Raw genomic sequence first — 17,882 nt, forward strand, 5'->3', positions numbered from 1 at the left:
TTCTAGACATTATTAGACGTTTTTAGACATTTTTAGACATTCGCGCGTCGTGCCGGGGGTTGCCTGGTGCCGACAGGAATGCACGGCACAAGGAAGCCAGCATGGTAAGCAAGACCAACGAACAAGCGCTGGAAGCGAGTATTGAGAAATACCTAACCGGTACCTGCTCAGAAGAGCAATTAATGGTACGCGAGGGCGCGGCTGAATGTCCCTTTGGCCCCAATCACGGATACCGGCGGGGCCGCCCCCAGGACTTCAATGCCCGTTATGCGGTGGATACCCGCTGGTTATGGCAATTCCTTCATGACAGCCAGCCCGATGAACTGGAGCGTCTTAAGCAGCGTTACGACGATTGGGATCTGCGCATCCTGGAGCGTTTCGACCGGTTGGCGAAGAAGTATGGCTTACTTCATCTCCTTAAACGTGGCCTCGCTATAGACGACGTTCACTTCAACCTGATGTATCCCGCGCCGCTGGCCAGCAGCTCAGAACGGGTCAAGCTCCACTTTGCGACGAACATCTTCAGCAGCAGCCGTCAGGTGCGTTACTCCCTGAGCAATACCCTGGAAGAGATCGATATGGTGCTCTTCATCAACGGGTTGCCCTTTGCCTCCCTGGAGCTGAAGAATCCGTGGACCGGCCAGACCGCCCGTTATCACGGACAGAAACAGTACAAGCAGGATCGCGACAGCAGTCAGCCCCTGCTGCAATTCGGTCGTTGTTTGGTGCATATGACGGTAGATACCGATGAAGTCTATATGACCACCAAGCTTGCCGGTGACGCTACCTTCTTCCTACCATTCAACAAGGGTCACAATCATGGTGCCGGCAACCCGCCCAACCGCGATGGCCACAGGAGTGCCTACCTGTGGCGGGAAATCTTCAGCCGACAGAGCGTGGCCAACATCATCCAGCACTTCGTTCGTCTGGACGGCAGCAGCAAAACACCGCTGACCAAGCGGACGCTTTTCTTCCCGCGCTACCACCAATTGGATGTAGTGCGGGAACTTGTGGCGCATGCCAGCTCGCATGGAGTGGGCCAGCGCTACTTGATCCAGCACTCGGCCGGCTCGGGCAAGTCGAACTCCATTACTTGGGCGGCCTATCAGTTGATCGAAACCTACCCGGCTTCGCTGGATGTGGCTGGGGCTAGGGGTCTGGATGTGCCGCTCTTCGATTCGGTCATTGTGGTGACAGACCGGCGCTTGCTGGACAAGCAGTTGCGCGAAAACATTCGTGATTTTTCGGAGGTTAAGAACATCATCGCTCCAGCGCTGAAATCTTCGGATTTAAAGCACGCGCTGGAACAGGGCAAAAAAATCATCATCACCACCATTCAGAAGTTCCCAGTGATCGTCGAAGGTATCGACGATATGAGTAGCAAGCGCTTTGCCGTGATTATTGACGAAGCTCACGGCTCGCAGGATGGCAGCTCCCACGGAAACATGAATAGGGTGATGGGGGGTGATGAGCTGGATGACGCACAAGAGAAAATTCTTGGAGCTATCAAGAAAAGCAAGATGCAGGGAAACGCCTCTTACTTCGCCTTCACAGCTACGCCGAAGAACAGCACCTTGGAGAAGTTCGGGCAACTCCAGGCTTATGGCCGCTTCGAGCCGTTCCACCTGTATTCAATGAAGCAAGCCATCGAGGAAGGTTTCATCCTTGATGTACTGGCGAACTACACCACCTACAAAAGCTATTACGAAATCCGCAAGTCCATCGAGGACAACCCGCTGTTCGATAAGCTAAAGGCACAGAAGAAGTTACGTACCTATGTTGAGCGCGACCAGCAGACCATCAACGCCAAGGCCGAGATCATGCTGGATCACTTCATCGAGCAGGTGGTCATCCCGAAAAAACTCAAAAGTCTGGCCAAGGGCATGGTCATCACCCAGAACATTGAGGCGGCCATCCGTTATCACAAGGCCATCTGCCGTTTGCTGGAGGCGCGGGGCAACCCGTTCAAGGTGTTGATCGCCTTCTCCGGCGACAAGCTGGTGGACGGCATCGAATATAGTGAGGCTCAGATCAACGGCTTCGCCGAAGGAGACACCCGGGACAAGTTCGATACCGAGGAGTACCGCTTACTCGTTGTAGCTAACAAGTATTTGACCGGTTTTGATCAGCCCAAGTTATGCGCCATGTATGTCGACAAGAAGTTGCAGGACGTGCTCGCCGTGCAAGCGCTGTCACGCCTCAACCGCGCTGCGCCGAAATGGGGCAAGAAGACCGAAGACTTGTTCGTTCTCGACTTTTTCAACCTGGTAGAGGAGATCAAGACGTCCTTCGATCCTTTCTACACAGCCACCAGTCTCTCCGGCGCCACGGACATCAATGTGCTTCATGAGCTCAAGGATCAATTGGACGAGGTGGGAGTTTACGAGTGGCCGGAGGTGGAGTCTTTTGCTGCGCAGTACTTCGACAATGTCGACGCTGAGCGGTTGGCTGTGCTGATTGATATTGCCGTCGAGCGTTACGACGTTGAACTGGAGCTGGAGGATGAGGAGAAAATTGATTTCAAAATTAAGGCAAAGCAGTTCGTAAAGATCTACGGGCAGATGGCTTCGATCATGCCTTATGAGATCGTTGCCTGGGAAAAGCTCTTCTGGTTCCTCAAGTTCCTGATACCGAAGCTAAAGGTCGAGGATAAGCACGCCGACGAGATCGACGCCCTACTGAACTCAGTGGATCTTTCCTCGTATGGGCTGGAGCGGGTAAAGCTCAATCACTCAATTGTGTTGGACGACTCCGAGACCACGCAGGATCCGGCAAACCCCAATCCGCGAGGGGTGCACGGTGGCGATCAGGAAACTGACCCGTTGGATCAGATCATCCAGTCCTTCAACGACCGCTGGTTCCAGGCCTGGGGAGTAACGAACGAAGAAAAGCGCGTGAAGTTCCTGAGTATTGTTAAGGGCATTCAAGAGCATCCCGATTTCGATACCAAGTATCAGAAGAGCCAGGACGAAGACCATCGCAAACTGGCCTTCGACAAAATCTTTGATGAAGTAATGCTGAGGCGCCGGCGCGAGGATCTTGAGCTGTACCGATTGGTGGCTAGCGATGCTGCACTCAAGTCAACCTTGCAGGGAAATATACGAGGGATGCTAGGGTGAGCGATATCCAACTCTTTCGATTGAACACCGCAAACGGTGCCTGTGAATTACCTGGTCGTGCAGTGGCGGTAGAAAAACAGCTACAAAGCTTAATCGAAGCGCAGATGGAAACCTTCCTCGGTGTGCGTTTTCTCGCCACCGAATACGCCACCGGTAAAACCCACAAGGGTCGTATCGACTCGCTTGGGCTCGACGAGAATGGCTGTCCTGTAATCATCGAATACAAGCGTCATAGCAACGAGAATGTGATTAATCAGGGTCTGTTCTATCTCGATTGGTTGCTGGATCATCAGGCCGAGTTTCGCTGGTTGGTGATGGAAAAATTGGGGAAGGAGGCCGCCGAACAGATTGAGTGGAGCGGCACGCGACTGCTGTGTATAGCCGCCGATTTCACCCGTTACGATCAGCATGCGGTACAACTGATCCAGCGCAATATTGAGCTGATCCGCTACAAATTGTTCGCAGATGACCTGCTGCTGTTTGAGCTGGTCAATGTGGTGAGCGTGGCTGATGCATCGGCATCAGCAAAGTCTGTAGAAAGCGGAGCAGACAAACCTACCTCCGCCGCTAAGGATAAGACTTGGCAGGAACAACTGGCCCAGGCGCCGTTGGACATCTCCGCGCTCTTTGAGCAGACCACCAGCTACCTGCAGTCTCTAGGCGATGATGTTCAGGAGAAGCCCTTGAAGCTCTACCTCGCATTCCGTCGTCTGAAAAACTTCGCCAGCTTGTTGGTGCAATCCAAGCGGCTACAGCTTTACCTCAAACTTAATCCTGATTCTGTCGAGCTTATAGAAGGCTTCAGCCGTGATGTGCGGCATAGGTCACTGGGGTACCGGCGATTTGGAGTTGAGCCTGCGTACTCAGGCTGATCTGGAAAGGGCCAAAGTACTGATTGAGCGCAGCTACCAATAGAACTAGAGCTGAGTGCTCGCCGAAATCTCAAACACAAAAAAGCCCCAGACCCTGCGGTCTGAGGCTTTCTCGTTTCTACGTATGGTGCCCAGGCGTCGTTTGAACTGGAGGCTCAAGTGCCCTATTTACGGGTCTATGGTGGCATGGTTTCAGTTAGGCATACACGTGGGCATACACGGTGCGGAGCACTGGCCGCTCTATTGATTTGTTAATTGTTTACGACCTCTCGTCGGCCGATCTACTGTTCCGTGCACTTGTCATCCAGTTTGGAGCTGCCGCATGGATATGGATTTTAGAGCTGATTTGCTTAAGTACGCTCAAGCTGAGCTTTCAGGTTTGGGTGTTGAAGCTCCGTCAAACGATACGACTGATTGCACTCTCCTGCTCTTCAAGTTACGGCGTCGTTGCCCTGAGGCGATTCGCCGGGATACAAAATTCTCATCTTCATTTTCAGTACCAGACGATCTGAAAGCTGGGCTCAGTAAGCTTTGTGGTGTCATCCACCTAGGAGGCAGCCTTGGCCCCTATTTAAGTCGCAGTACCTTCAACACCCAACGACACGATCAGCTACTCGATGATTGGGGGATTTTGCATTTGCATTTAGGCGAGCAAATGCAACCTAACGGAATGATTGAGTCGACACAGATTGTTGCTTTCGTGCTGATCACGCCAGATTGTGTTTATTTCATTGAAGCCTATCCCCATGGCATAGGTCATGGAGACGTTTGGGCCAAAGAGCAGCTAATAGGCACAATCGCTGAGAATTGGCCTTCGTTGCTTCCAAGCAATGGGACAAGGATGACCTCTGAGCGCCTGACACCTCGTGAGCGCATCACTTTAAGGCGGAAGTCAGTCAATGCCACTGTCGCGAAGCCATCGGGGGAGGTTGTGTTTCCTCCAGGAGGTGGATTTATGAGTAACAAGACGGCCATGGCAGATTTCATGAGCTTACAGAAACTGTATGCACAGCTAGATCACCTCGAGAGTGTGTGCAGATTGACCGAAGATTCCATCCAGCACTCGCTGGGTTTTGCCGATAAAGACTTTCGACTCCATGTCCTTTTTGAAGAACGAGAGCTCTGGGTGTATGAGCCTACCTCCGGCACGAAGCTCGTGTTTGACGTCGAACTTACACCGTGAAAACTGCTGGGGACCCTGAGAGATTCGTAACAGTACGGGGTCGGAAACCCGCGAGATCTTGTTAGCGGTAGTTTCCTCAGCTTACTGAAATTTCAACGTTGAAATTGAAAGGATCTTGAAGAAAAAAGGGCATCGTTACCGTGTTGGTAAAGATGCTCCTTTGTGTTGCTGATAACGCACGCATGGCGTTCGTCAACCGAGTCAACTCCGTCAACCTGTCAACCAACTTCAAAAATCTAGCCGCTAACACGAACGCGCGGGTTCTTTGCCCCGTACCCATTCGAAATGCCCAGGGTCCCCGGCGAGCTACCATGCGATAGGGCAAATGCACAGGTGAATAGCAGTTCACCAGGTTCACCTGTTCACTAAGCTGTGCACTTTTCCGCTAACACGATCACGCGGGTTTCCGACCCCGTACCTCTCAGATATCCGCAGGGGCCCCGGGAGATTTCAACATCATTCGCCGGTGCTCGGCCGCTGTAGGCGTCCTGAAATGGGGGAAAGGGGGAGGATTGTTCTTGGTCGATAAAATGGTGGTGTAACAGGTGTTACTGGTGTTGCTAATAGTTCAACTCGTTGATTTCATTGGCTTTATGTCCGTTACACGTCAAGGCTGAAATACGTTACACCCCCAAGCGATCAGCCTTTGCGGTGTTACAAAATCTTTGGAAATAATAGAATGCTTCCAGCTGTTCCAACCCCTTTCGAGCTCGGTCATAGCTACTCTCAGAGGTCCTCAGCGATGCCAAAAAGAGAGCCTTGGTGGGCGTAGCGATGGTGCTAACTGATATACTGCCTCGTTTGATGCCTGTGAGGTGAGCCCCATAGGTACAAGACTCGTCCTCCGTGCATTTGCATCGGGTTGACCGTGTTATCCCAAGAATCACCTGTATGCATCTCCAAAGGCGAAATTAATGTCCTCAGCTAGCGCTGCACGTTGCCATGAAGCTCCCGAACGTGAGTCCATCCCGCCGATGCAGTCTGTTACTGGTGAAACTGAGTATCCGGAAGTCATCAGCTTGTTCTGTGGGGCTGGGGGCCTGGACTGGGGGTTCCATCAAGAAGGTTTTCAGATTCCGTTAGCAATTGATATTTCTGCAGCGGCAGTTCGCACGCACAAAGCTAATTTCCCACAAACGCATAGCGTTGCGGCGGATCTTATTAAATTACAGCCTGAAGGTGTCCATGGGCTCGTTACAGAAAAAGTGAGTGTTGGAAAGCGGATAGGTTTGATTGGGGGCCCGCCTTGCCAAGGCTTCTCGCGAGCCAACACTACATCTCAAGCGGATGATCCGCGGAATCAGCTTCCTCGTCTCTACTTGGACATCGTTAAACGATTACAAATCGACTACACAGTTGATTTTGTAGTTTTGGAAAATGTATTAGGTATCAGAGACAAAAAGCACGCTGATACATATAAGGCATTAGTGGACGGCCTTATCGATTTAGGTTTTGACGTTACAGAGAAAGAGTTGTGCGCTCTCGATTTCGGTGTTCCTCAAAATCGCCGTCGAGTTATATTGTCCGCTATGCGTATAGGGCAGGGCTACTTGCCCGTAAAACCTTTAGAGAAGGCAGGATTAAAAACAGTTAGAGAGGCTATTTCGCATCTTTCTGAGCCTGTTTTTTTTAACAGGGCCCTGACGCCTGCAGATATTCCTGTCCATCCAAATCATTGGACAATGCAGCCGAAATCAGCTCGCTTTTTAAGTCCGGAATCAAACTACGCAGAAGGAAGAAGCTTCAAGCGTTTGGTTTGGGATAAAGCTAGTCCGACAGTGGCATTTGGAAATCGTGAGATACACGTACATCCGAATGGTACTCGACGTTTAAGTATTTTTGAAGCGATGATACTTCAAGGGTTTCCAGTTAGCTTTGTGTTAAAGGGAAACTTGTCGGAGCAGGTTGAGCAGGTTTCTAATGCTGTTCCACCTCCTTTGGCTCAGAGTATAGCTGCCGCAGTTAAGTTCGCTCTGAATTCAGCTAACTGCGGCAGTAATTGAAACCTCCTAAAGTGACACTACTAGGGGGCGTTGGCTGTGGTTGGCCAGCCATTCGCACCAGCCTGCTATATCGAATCTTGCTCCCTCAAGTAATTTAACAGTGCCATTAATGGCTGCCTCACGGATGTCTTCATCCTCAGCTAGTGCTTTATCCAAATCCTGAATTTTAACTGCTTGACGCGCGACTCTTGTGGCGCGTCGTGGCTCTAAGTCCGGGATGATAAAAGACCCACCAGTCATAGGTAAAAAAACTCGCATAGGATCTGGTGTCACTCGGAATGCGAGCGCCAACATATCTGCCTGCTCGCCAAACACCCGGTATGAATAAACGCTTGCGAGTTCAACATTTGCAGGGAGTGAAGGTTGTCCATGGAAGAACTGAAGAAGATATTTGCCCAAGCCAATCGTATATAATTTAAGAAATCGCTCATCATGTATATCCCAGCATGATGATAATTCCTCTCTAAGTCGCTCTTCATCTAAAGATAGACAATCCGCTAGGGCTGCGCCGAAGCCGCTATTAGTAACGGATAAGTTTTCATTAATGGCTTGCTGGAATCGGGACCCTGGATCTCCAATCAAATCGGGTTGTACTCTTGTAGTGATGAAAAGAAGCCAGGGGGAAGTTGCTCTGAGTTGATGGCCTAATAAGTGCTGTAGTGCATCAAATATACTTTGAGGTCGGCCTTTCGGGTTGTATGCAAGATGATCACATGCATCAATATTTATGATGTCGAAAGGCGGGCGTTTTCCAAGCTCAAGCGATGCTTGGGAAGTAGTATTTGCTATGTCTTCCAACCGATCAGACAATACAACTGCATCTGAAGTAATGCGCCCCGCCTGTCTAAGAGCCGATTCCGCAGTGACCCAAGGTGCATCTGAAGAATCATTTCCTTCTCCGGCTTCTTCATCTGGAAATGCAGAATTGAACCCAAAGTATTTAATTTTCACTCCTAATGGTTCGCAGATGTTTGAGAGAGTTTGAACATCAAACAGATCGGCACCAGGCAGCGTAAAGTAAGTTAGCACATCGGAAGCGTTCGCCTGGGGGCGTGCTTGAATGAATCTTTCCGTCAAAGCTGCCCATTGATGAGAGCGAACAATTTGCTTAACTGGGTGGTGCCAGGGGCTATAGTCACGACGATGAAAACGATTTAACGTAGCTTGGTCATCAACGGTTTCATCTTCCTCTCCGTAAACATCTTCAAAGTTTTCTTCTTCAGACTCATACGCGGCTTCCGGCATTGCATTAGTTTCATTCATTTGATATTTGCCGCGTAGAAAACTTTGAAAATAGCATCGATAATTTTTTGTTGTTCGTCATAAGGGCGATCATCCAACATTCCATATGCGTCTAGGACTCGCATGAGTGCACTAGCTTGCGCTTCCTTGTCTTTCCGTTCTGCTGTAGTCATCGCCCCGGTTAGGGATGGGATATCTTCTCGGACGATGGTCATGAATCCATCTGAGCGAGATTGTTCTGCGCTTGCTCTATCTTGAGCAATAGTAATTTCTGGCAGGGGATCACCGATACGGCGTGAATTCCATACCGATTCCGAATGCACGGTCAATGCATCGCGAACCTGCTCGGCTTGAGCTTCATTTTTTTCAGTTCGTGCGCGCTTGCTAAGATCTTTGTGCTTATTTGTTAACTGGCGAATTGCTTTGTGTAACCATTGCCCGACAAGCTGCACATGAGGATGTGAAAAGTTAAACGACTCCCGGTCTATGTTCAGGGCAGCGTCCAGCCCCCTGCCAATGAAAAGCTCTGTAGTTATCTGTCTGAGTCGCGTTTGTTCCGAGACTTGATATTTGAAGAAGGTAGTGTCAAAAACGCCACTGCTTGCGCCTCTGATTCTAACTAGAACTCCATTGTTTTCTTTAGGGACAATTTTTGAGTTCCAAAATAAGTACGCTTCTAATGAAAGATTACCGCCGCGCACATCGCTTTTAACGTTGGCCAAATTAGGAGAATACCGACCAACGAATAGCATAGGGTTGTTAGCTTTTTTTGCATCATTTGTTGGGTGTTTGAATCTAATCGGGCGTTTTAATTCAAAGCCATCAATGGTTACCTTGAAGCCGCCACTTGGCGAAATCTTTCCTTCCGTAAGCTCAGGGTGTCCTGCGATTTGTTCTTTCACCGCATCACGAACAGTTTGACCAGGGTTTAGTTTTACCTCTATCGCTTGGCCACGATTCTCATTCGACAACCAATAGATGCTCACACCAGAATCAGCGGTTAACTCAAAGGGATGCTTTTCAACATATTCGACCGGGACCGATAGAGATAGTGTCCACAAGGTTTCCAAATATGTATCAAGTGTACTCGCAAGATCAGGCCTTTCAGTGCGGCTGGATTCTTTTTCTATGGCATCCATTAAGAGCGACATGCGTGAATCAGCTGGAGCGTTTGCGTCCCATGGGAATTTTGGTATCTTTGTGAGAACTGTCGGGTCGCTTTTCTTTTTAGGGGGATTTTCTATCCAGCCAGAGTGGTATTTCGGCTCTTCTACTCTAATGCTTTGTGCCGCTTCTAGATCATCGGCAGCCAATGCCGCTTCTTTTTCATCTAGTGCTTTCCAGCGGTCCGCACTACGTAACATATCTCTGACGCGAGGCTTTAATGTATAAAGTATGATGTCGGTGCCATGCGCGGCAAGGTCTTCTACAAATTCGCGAGTTATTAAAACTTCGCCATTTACAAAGTTATCATCCTCGTCGCGCGAGGCCTCATCATCTGAATCTTCAGAATAGGCACGAACCTTTACTTCTGCGATTAATCGATAGTTCTCATTGGCTACTTTAGTGACTATTCGAAACCTGCGAGCAAGTTGGCTAATCGAAAATAGGCCGATGCCTATTTTTCCTATTAGAAGTCGTCCGCCGGGAGTTTTTTCGCTATCTAGCTTATCCGTCACCCCAAGCTCTTGGCCGACCTCTGTCCTTTTTGCACTGCCACCTATTGAGTGAAGTAACCTAGCCAAAGTTGCGTAGGACATTCCTGCGCCATCATCTCTGATATACATGCGCGAAAATCGAGGAGCATCGGTGATGATGTCTACGTTATTGGCATCAGCGTCCCATGCGTTAGATATCAGTTCTCGGAGGGCAGAGGCAGGTTGGCGGTAAATACCATCAGTGACACGTGCAATTACACGTTCGCTTGCCTTCAATCTCGTGCGAACAACTTGCCCTTCATTCTCTTTTTCACTCAGCCATTTGCTTAGATCTTCGCCCTTATCAATAAGGGGAATATGATCTTCGCTCGAAGGCGAAACCAAGGGTATGAAATCCGTATCCTGAATCATTCTTATCCTTTCGTCACTGCTAATCAGGCCTGTTTCGCTGAGTAAAACACACTTTTTTTAACGTTGCACAGCCCACGAATAGGTCGGATTCTTCCTCAATTTGAGTCGCCTCCCACTTTTGTAGGCACGATTCAATGACCGCTATTGGGCCGGAAGCGGACCGGTTGATTCCACAGCCGAAAGCGGACTTAGGCCGACCGTCCGTTTCTGGCCGATATCTGCCTTTCATGAAACGCTGCTTCCAGCCTGCACTCACTTAACCCCTGCTGCTGGGGAAGGCCCTGGTGGTCAAAGAGTCTTGTTGCTGTCAGGCGATCCTTTAAGGCATTGATGTCGAAGTCGACTAGGCTGACCGATTCAGATTCGCGATGGCTTTATGCACGGGAGAAGAGCTGCCGTTGGCGATCCTGTGGTCAACATGCAAGAGCGGCAGTCATCGGTTGGTAAGCGTAGGCAGTTGACACCAGCGTCAACTGTGGCAGAGAATTGCTCTTGAGAGCGCGAAACCGACTGCATCTAGGTGGCAATAGTCGGCGTTAGGAACCCCGTTGATGACCTAGATATCAGCGCACGGGTGAGACCTCTTCTCCCCCGCTTGAGGGAGCACAATATCAAGCAACACATCCTGAAAAAAGCAGCCAAACGGCTGCTTTTTTCATTTCTGGGTCTCGTAGCTCCGATAAACGAGCTCTCCATTGCGATGCTTGTTCAGTGCTTTTTTATCGCAGTTCATAAAGTTCCAAAGCGCTCGACCATGCTCCAAATGGACGATCACCAGCATTTGGTACCTAGCCTGATAGATACCAATGAAAACGAGTCTGGACGATCCATCATCGTACTTAGTACGCCAGACTTCTAAAGGTTTTTTCACAGTGTCAACCGCGAATGCTGTGAAACGCTCACGCGAGTTAGGCCGCTTCTTCACAATGTGCGCGAGTCCTTTACGCTGCACTGCAACAGCCCCACAAGGTGTCTCGATCAGTACTGCATCGATACCTTCCTGTAGCCCGAACCCCAAGGCAACCTGGCTCAGCGCGCTTTCCATATCAGGCGCGCCGTCCATTTCCGGAAGGGCAAGAGCCTGCAATCTCACGTCAATGTCACGAATGTCAGGGAGCCCAATCAGTTTCCAGTTTTTCTGACCAAAAATTTTCTTTGCTACTAGCCCGCCCATGGGACCACCTCCTGCAGATCCTAGCGGCTCGCTTCAAAGATCTCGGCTGCGGTAGCAATATCTGCTCGGGCCCCGATATCCATAATGCGGTCACGAAATTTCAGATAAAGCTCCTCCTGGATAGGATGCTTACCGCTTTTATGCATCAACTCGATAACGACATTTGGGTTCATCAGCAAAATGTAATGGAAGTCTCCCGACACTCCCTTCCTTGTCTGGATGAAACCAAGCTCCTTAAGCCGTTTCATCCGTCGACGCCAGGTATCCACAGTCCGCTCCCCACTGAAGCCGGCCTCTGCTGCGAAAACAATAGGGTTTTGCACCACCACAAGAGGGCTGTCAGGTGCACGGCACCACAGAGCAAAATATGCGTGCCCCGCAGGTTGTCCTTTGGAAAGGTTATCGATCACCTCCATGGCAATCGGAAGCGTGCGTGGGATAGTGCTGAACCCCTTGTTCTTTTGACGGAGCCACAACTGCTCGGTCGGCACATCAGGGAAATACTCTTTAAGCTGCTCTGCTGCGCGCTCCGCCATTCCATTTTTTCTAGCAGTATTTTGCTTGTCTGTCAGAGACTTGCCATCAATCTTCGAGTCGCTAGAAGGTGCTTTTGCCGATGCCTTTGCTTTAGGTGTCGGGGCTTTTTTCGTTGCTCCGGCTTTGGTTTGCTCTTTCATTTTTTGGATCCCCCAATGTTCAATGAGGAACATTTTGGGGTAGCTGGGGCAACCAAGCAATGAGTGAAGACGCACGGTTTCATGCAAATTGATGATATTTGCCGATCAATACATCAGCTTCAATTGATAGATATAACTCAATTTATATAGTTAAGTTGCGCGGAATCATGCAAAAAAATAAATAAAAAGCCAAATAAAACAATGGGTTTGGCTGATTGCTGTGTACTCCATGGTTATCCATGTACTCGGTGTGCTCCCGTGTACTCCCTGTGCTCCTTGAGATTGTTAAGAGGATTCCGGGGCTATCCAACGCAGCTTCGCCGCACATTATTTTTTACCGGATGGTCTGTAGAGACGTTTCTTGATGCGTCGCTGGGCGACAGCCAGTACCAAGAACTCTTTAGTGCAGCGGAAACTTTGGCAAGCTTCCGCGTTGTTCTACGGCCGTTTTTTTAGCTTATGCTCGATAAGCCCCATTTCTGCCTTGATCGCAGTGATGGTGAGCTTCTGCATCGCAGTGCTTCCTCCAATTTTAGTATCTAGGATCTTGAGTAGGGCGGTCAGGTGGGCTTTTCTCGCTTTAAGTGTCTCGGAAATAGTTGAGCTGTTTTGCGTCGCTATGCTCATGGCTTCGTTCCTTGGAGTGATTTAAACAGCCCGCGAAAGCAGGCTGTTTCAGTAGAGGCGGCAATTACATCGCGAGCAGATCGCGCGTGCGATGCTGACGGCCACGGTCCGCCAGTTCGCTCCACCTCCAACTGCCGAAGTTTTCACCTTGCTCGGGGATGTCGAGCTTCATTAAGGACACGGGGTCACGGCCTATCAGCCGAGCTGCGGCGTACAGCTTGCCTCCCACATCTAGCAGCGCTTGGGCGGCTTCATTCCATGCTTCCTCCAGGGCGTTGTGGGCCAGCCGCAAGGCTGTGTCCTCAATTTTTTGGTGTTCTACCTGAGCCTCGCTGATGTGTCGGTCTACGATGGCCAGCTCTTGCTCCAAGGCGGTGATGATTAGGAGCTGGCGGCGATGTTGTTCGGTGGCGGTAGTGAGGTTTTTTGCGGCTTTCTGAGCGTCGGTGCTGGCTGCTTTTTCGCCGTCGACGTCGCCCCACGCCACGGCCTGTGCGTATGCGGTAGCCGCCTGAGTCTCAGCCTGCCGTGCGCTGGCCATCTCTTCCTGCGCTTGCTGGCGAATTTCCTCCAGGCGAGTGCTCAGGCTTTGCCGTTTATCGTTAAGCTCCAGCTCATCCGCCATCCAGTTAGCCATGTCGGTAATGTAGCCTTCCATCAGGCTTTCTCGGTTAGCCAGCTTCTCCAGGCGGTCCAGCGTTTGGTCGAGTCGGAAGATCTGATGATCGATCGAGTCGATCTTGATTTGGCGACTGCTGATTTCATGCCTGACGTCGCTCTCTCGGCCGTTGTTAATGACGTCCTCGCTGTGAAGCGCTGACTCAAAAGGTGGTATTTCTTTTTTGAGCGCCTCCATTTCGATGACTTTATTGGCGCGTGCGTTTTTCAGTTGTTCAATTCGGTTCATGAGTTTTGTCCTGATGATTAATGGGGGGTCGCAGTGGCTGGCGAGGCCGATTAAGCCGGCTCTACCTCAGTCAGCAGGTTCACCGTCAGGCGGCCTGTGCCTCGCTTTCATCCGTCCCCGGTACCGTCTTCACCACATAGCAACGCTGAGTGCCTAGACCGGGCAAGCGGACGGCGCAGGAGGCTTTGCCGTCCGGCCCGGGCTCAAGAACACCTCGGCGTATCAGCTCCTTGTTCACGGCGTTGATGTTCATGCCTTTGAACACCTCGGAGCGCCAAGCCTCCGGCAACACGTAGTAGGTGTTGGTGGTGTGCAACGCGTCACCGAGGCCGTGCTCCAGCGTCTTGCGAAAACCCAGCCGGTCAATGGTGCGTGGACCGTGCTCATCAATCTTCGCGGCGGCCGACTCCCAGCGGGTGAAACGACTTTCACCGAAGCGCTCGATGACCTGACGCAAGCGCGCCAAGATCGCGTCCCCTTCCAAGTTGCCAGCACCGCCGCGCTCATTCATCCAGGCACTGAGGCACACCCTAGCTGCGGTGGTGGCGGCGCCATCGGGCCAGCCGGTAATCCCCATCGCGGTGGCCAGTTCGCCGGCTGCTGCGGCCAGACCGAAACGGGCCGCTGCACGATGCGCCTGACCGCTGGCCGAGGCAGGTAGCGCCTTGGCGATGAACCCCTCCAAGGTGTGGCGCAGGATCGCCGACCAACCATGTCGCTTACCGGGCTCACAGAGGGCCGACAGGAAGGCGGTGAGCGGTGTGCCGTAGTACTTGGCCACCCGTGCCTTGAGTGCATCGGAGAGGGCGGCGGCGTCATCGAAACCGTTCAGTACGTCGAACATGCCCAGGCCCTTGCTGGCATCCGCTGGTACGGCAAGCATGCGCACTTCCATACCGGCTTTCAGTTCCTTATTGGCTTCAGCCATGTGCTGCGCCAAGGTCTTCTCGCCGGTCGAGAGAAACAGCAAGCGCCACTCCTGCACCTGTCGGCCTGCTTGTCCTCGATCATTGGCGCGAGCCTTCCCGGTGCCGTTGCCGAGCATGTACACCGTCTCACCAATGATGCGCGGGTCGCACATGCCGATTTCATCTAGGACCAGGAGCCCGTCTGAATGCGCGGCGGCGATGGATTCCAAGGCGTTATCCGTCGAGCGCCAGGAGCGCACCAAACGCGGCCCGCCGTAAATCGAGGCGGCCACTTGCAGGTGGGTGGTCTTGCCGCCCGAGCTGTCACCATAGAGGTGAAAGCCGCCCGACTCATGGCCGAGCATGTGCAGCAGCGGACCGGCAAACGCCACGCTGGCCACAAACGCCAAGCGGTGATTACCGATGCACAAGGCGCCGATTTGTTCTTGCCACTGCTCCAAAGTGCCGGCCTCGCTGATGGGTGGAAGCTGGGCGCCGGCCTCATAGAAGTGCAGGTGTTCAACGTGCGAGCCGACCTGTTGTTCGGGCAGCAGGAAGGCGCTGTCGTGCCAGCCCAAGCGAGTGACCAATCGAGCGCGCTGGGCGCTGTCGAAGCCGCCGAGGTAACTCTGTAGGTCGTTGCGGGCATTGCGACCGGAGCGACTGCCGGCGAGACGCAAACCCATGTCCACGAGTGGGCCTAGCACGTCCTTGCCGAAGTCGCCGGTCATGGTCCGCGCCGGGATGTTCCAGCGCTTTTTCGCACCGTCGGGATCGTCGAATTCGACCAGCAATCCCCAGTTATGCCCCTGCGCATCACGGGTGCGTGCCAGGATCTCCAGTGGCGAACACACCGGGCGTGCCTCGCCATCGTCACCGGAATAAAACACGCCTTCGGGCGTCAGGCGGAAGCCTCCGGGCAGCAGATCGTTTTTGGGTTTTGCGGCACGCTTGGTCGTTGGCTTGGCTTTGACTTCGGGTTGTTCGGCCGGTGCTTTCTCCGGCTCAACCCCGAACAATTCACCGCTACGCTCCAGCTCGGCGAAGTGCGCCGCCGTCCAACCTTTGGACCGTGCATCGGCCGCGTCGTCGCCGTCGTCCCATTGACCATCCTTGGCGAAGGTCGGTTGGTCATTCTTGAGGGTGGGCTTGCGCTTGAAGACGTCCAGGGCAATCACGCGCATCGACGCGGCGCCGATCTGTTGCAGATGTTCGGCGACGGCGTCCATGCAGCTTTTGCCACTGGCGTCGTTGTCTGGCCACAACACCACGGACCGACCTTTGAGCGGTGTCAGGTCGGCTTTGTGCCAGGAGTTCGAGCCGTTCGGCCAGCACGTGGCCACGTAGCTGGGCAGCAACCCCGCCGCGGCGTCGGCGGCCTTTTCGCCTTCGCATAGAATGACCGGTGCCTCTGCGCGCTGCGCCAGTTCATCCAGACGCAGCAGAGGACGCGGCTCAGGCAGGCCCTGCCAGCGCCATTGTTGGGTTTGGCCTTCGGCCCGTTGGCACCAGGTCAACGGGGCAAACACCTTGCGCGGTTTGCCATCTTCATCCGGGCCCAAGTCGAAGCGATAGAGGGCCATGACTGGCTGGCCTTGAGCGTCGCGATAAATCCAAACCTTGGACGGCGTACCGTGTTGCCGGTGTTTGGCCGGGCACTTGCTCATGGCCTCGGCCGGGATCGGCTGAATGGCCAGCCATTCCGGTGTTTTGCTTTTGCTAGGGCTTGGTTTCGATTCAGCCGCCCCAGCGGTAACGCGCAGCAGATCCGCCAGCTTGTTGCAGGCTTCGACGTCGGTGCCGCCGTCGAGATAGCGCACCAGATCGATCAGGTCGCCACCTTTGTCGCCGGTGGCAAAATCCGCCCAGGTGCCTTTGGCCAAACTGACCTTGAGGGAGCCGGCATGTTTGTCGGTGCGAGTCGGATTAGGAGCGGTGTATTCCTTGCCACTGTCGACGCGTTTACCGTTGGGCAGCCAGTGAGCAAGCACGCGATCAATGTTCTGCAACGCAACGGCTTTGACTTGGGCGAACGTGGGGCGACGGGTATGAGATGTAGGTGCATTCATACGCCACCGCCTTGGGCCAATTGCAACCCGCTGGTGACGTCATCGATGATCGCCTTCGCCATCTCGCTCAAATAGTGTGAAGCCCAGACCATCGCGTCGTTGTCATTCTCCATTCCGCTCAGGAAAGTGAGCTTGTTTACACAATCCATGAGTAGAGAGGCTTGTTCGAGCGCTTCTTCGCACGAAATGCCAGCATTGATACGGAACAGTGGCTGACTCTGAGCGTTGCACTTGGCAAAGGTGGCGCCGCCCACCGTATTGATCAACATAGAAGGGCTCATTGGGCGCCTCCACTCATGGGTGGGCGAGTGGAGTTGTCAGCGTGCACGGCAAGGGTGCGGATCAGTCCCAATGTTCCTCGAACATCCCACAGCGCCGCCGCGATGACATGGTTGGCCAGACGTGGGCCGTCGCACTCGAACTGGTCTTCAAGAAGCAAAAGCACGGAGTTGGCTCGATCCACTGCGCAGGTGATGGCGTCAATCGGCACACCGGCTTCGGCGCCTTTGTGGACGCAAAGCAGGTCCTCGGGTAGGGAGAAGCTCAGGGCTTGGTTCATTGGGCACCGCCTGCGGCTTCGAGCGCGCGGGCTTTGGCCATATGGGCGTTGTATCGGGTGAGGCGTGTAGCGAGGCTGGAGTTGGCGTGTAAAGCGGCGAGAGCCATTGCACGATGGGCAGTGGCGCGAATTTTGAACGGATTGAGGGCGTGCATGGGGCGAAACTCCTATTGTTGAGGAGCTACCACCGTTCGCCGTCAAACGAATTGGGGTGGCAGCTGTGCGCAGGTTGACGGACCGGGACAATAGGAACCCGGCAGACCCGAAGGTCTCCCACGCACAGCCACCATAAAACGGGAATGCGGGCACAAAAAAAGCGCCTGCAATCGTAATGGGGGCGCCTGTGCGCCTATTGTTGATCGGGCCGTCAAACCCGGTCGCTGAATTTGCAGCGACGGCCAAAGAGTAACGTCCTGTTTTGCAAAGTGCAACCGTGCGGAGATCTTGCGCATTTTTTTGATGCGGCATAAATT

Annotated in this window: 14 protein-coding genes; 4 read left to right on the forward strand and 10 right to left on the reverse strand. The window is 52.7% G+C overall.

What is annotated here, in order from left to right; all coding sequences use genetic code 11:
* Nucleotides 1-101: 101 nt before the first annotated feature.
* From EAH74_RS19185 to EAH74_RS19200, 4 genes are all read left to right on the forward strand, one after another.
* Nucleotides 102-3,119, forward strand: coding sequence for a type I restriction endonuclease subunit R (locus tag EAH74_RS19185; protein ID WP_140680366.1), 3,018 nt, complete (start codon nucleotides 102-104; stop codon nucleotides 3,117-3,119).
* Nucleotides 3,116-3,991, forward strand: coding sequence for a DUF5655 domain-containing protein (locus EAH74_RS19190; RefSeq protein WP_205012921.1), 876 nt, complete (start codon nucleotides 3,116-3,118; stop codon nucleotides 3,989-3,991). The genes EAH74_RS19185 and EAH74_RS19190 overlap by 4 nt, the downstream gene beginning before the upstream one ends.
* 322 nt (nucleotides 3,992-4,313) lie before the next feature.
* Nucleotides 4,314-5,174 carry a hypothetical protein gene (locus tag EAH74_RS19195; RefSeq protein ID WP_140680368.1) on the forward strand — a complete coding sequence of 287 codons (861 nt, stop codon included), beginning with the start codon at nucleotides 4,314-4,316 and terminating at the stop codon, nucleotides 5,172-5,174.
* A 914-nt stretch (nucleotides 5,175-6,088) separates the two neighbouring features.
* Nucleotides 6,089-7,177 (forward strand): DNA cytosine methyltransferase, encoded by a 1,089-nt coding sequence (locus EAH74_RS19200; RefSeq protein WP_205012922.1) that lies wholly within the window; start codon nucleotides 6,089-6,091, stop codon nucleotides 7,175-7,177.
* A gap of 6 nt (nucleotides 7,178-7,183) precedes the next feature.
* On the opposite strand, the gene EAH74_RS19205 is transcribed toward EAH74_RS19200, so the two are convergent.
* The 10 genes from EAH74_RS19205 to EAH74_RS33115 all read right to left on the reverse strand — a co-directional run bounded on the left by EAH74_RS19205 (nucleotide 7,184) and on the right by EAH74_RS33115 (nucleotide 17,564).
* A complete protein-coding gene (locus EAH74_RS19205) occupies nucleotides 7,184-8,440 on the reverse strand; it encodes a PP_RS20740 family protein (RefSeq protein WP_140680369.1) in 1,257 nt (418 codons plus the stop codon).
* Nucleotides 8,437-10,488: an ATP-binding protein gene (locus tag EAH74_RS19210; RefSeq protein ID WP_140680370.1), complete on the reverse strand. Its 2,052-nt coding sequence runs from the start codon at nucleotides 10,486-10,488 to the stop codon at nucleotides 8,437-8,439. Before EAH74_RS19210 ends, EAH74_RS19205 begins: the two co-directional genes overlap by 4 nt.
* Before the next feature lie 655 nt (nucleotides 10,489-11,143).
* Nucleotides 11,144-11,662, reverse strand: a complete 519-nt coding sequence (locus tag EAH74_RS19215; RefSeq protein WP_240050534.1) for a PBECR2 nuclease fold domain-containing protein — start codon at nucleotides 11,660-11,662, stop codon at nucleotides 11,144-11,146.
* Between the two features lie 20 nt (nucleotides 11,663-11,682).
* The gene (locus EAH74_RS19220; RefSeq protein WP_240050535.1) at nucleotides 11,683-12,339 is read right to left on the reverse strand and encodes a hypothetical protein; all 657 of its coding nucleotides are present in this window, start codon (nucleotides 12,337-12,339) and stop codon (nucleotides 11,683-11,685) included.
* 438 nt (nucleotides 12,340-12,777) lie between these two features.
* Entirely contained in the window at nucleotides 12,778-12,966 is a 189-nt protein-coding gene (locus EAH74_RS19225) for a hypothetical protein (protein ID WP_140680371.1), read from the reverse strand.
* 64 nt (nucleotides 12,967-13,030) lie between these two features.
* Nucleotides 13,031-13,873, reverse strand: a complete 843-nt coding sequence (locus EAH74_RS19230) for a chromosome segregation protein SMC (RefSeq protein ID WP_140680372.1) — start codon at nucleotides 13,871-13,873, stop codon at nucleotides 13,031-13,033.
* 85 nt (nucleotides 13,874-13,958) lie between these two features.
* Nucleotides 13,959-16,850 (reverse strand): DUF927 domain-containing protein, encoded by a 2,892-nt coding sequence (locus EAH74_RS19235; protein ID WP_140680373.1) that lies wholly within the window; start codon nucleotides 16,848-16,850, stop codon nucleotides 13,959-13,961.
* On the reverse strand, nucleotides 16,847-17,131 hold the full coding sequence (locus tag EAH74_RS19240) for a DUF3077 domain-containing protein (protein WP_140680374.1): 285 nt from the start codon (nucleotides 17,129-17,131) through the stop codon (nucleotides 16,847-16,849). The genes EAH74_RS19235 and EAH74_RS19240 overlap by 4 nt, the downstream gene beginning before the upstream one ends.
* Nucleotides 17,128-17,409, reverse strand: coding sequence for a hypothetical protein (locus EAH74_RS19245; protein WP_140680376.1), 282 nt, complete (start codon nucleotides 17,407-17,409; stop codon nucleotides 17,128-17,130). The genes EAH74_RS19240 and EAH74_RS19245 overlap by 4 nt, the downstream gene beginning before the upstream one ends.
* A complete protein-coding gene (locus tag EAH74_RS33115; RefSeq protein ID WP_170206630.1) occupies nucleotides 17,406-17,564 on the reverse strand; it encodes a hypothetical protein in 159 nt (52 codons plus the stop codon). Before EAH74_RS33115 ends, EAH74_RS19245 begins: the two co-directional genes overlap by 4 nt.
* Nucleotides 17,565-17,882 lie beyond the last annotated feature (318 nt).

This window comes from Pseudomonas mandelii (assembly GCF_006438925.1).
Lineage (GTDB): Bacteria > Pseudomonadota > Gammaproteobacteria > Pseudomonadales > Pseudomonadaceae > Aquipseudomonas > Aquipseudomonas mandelii_C.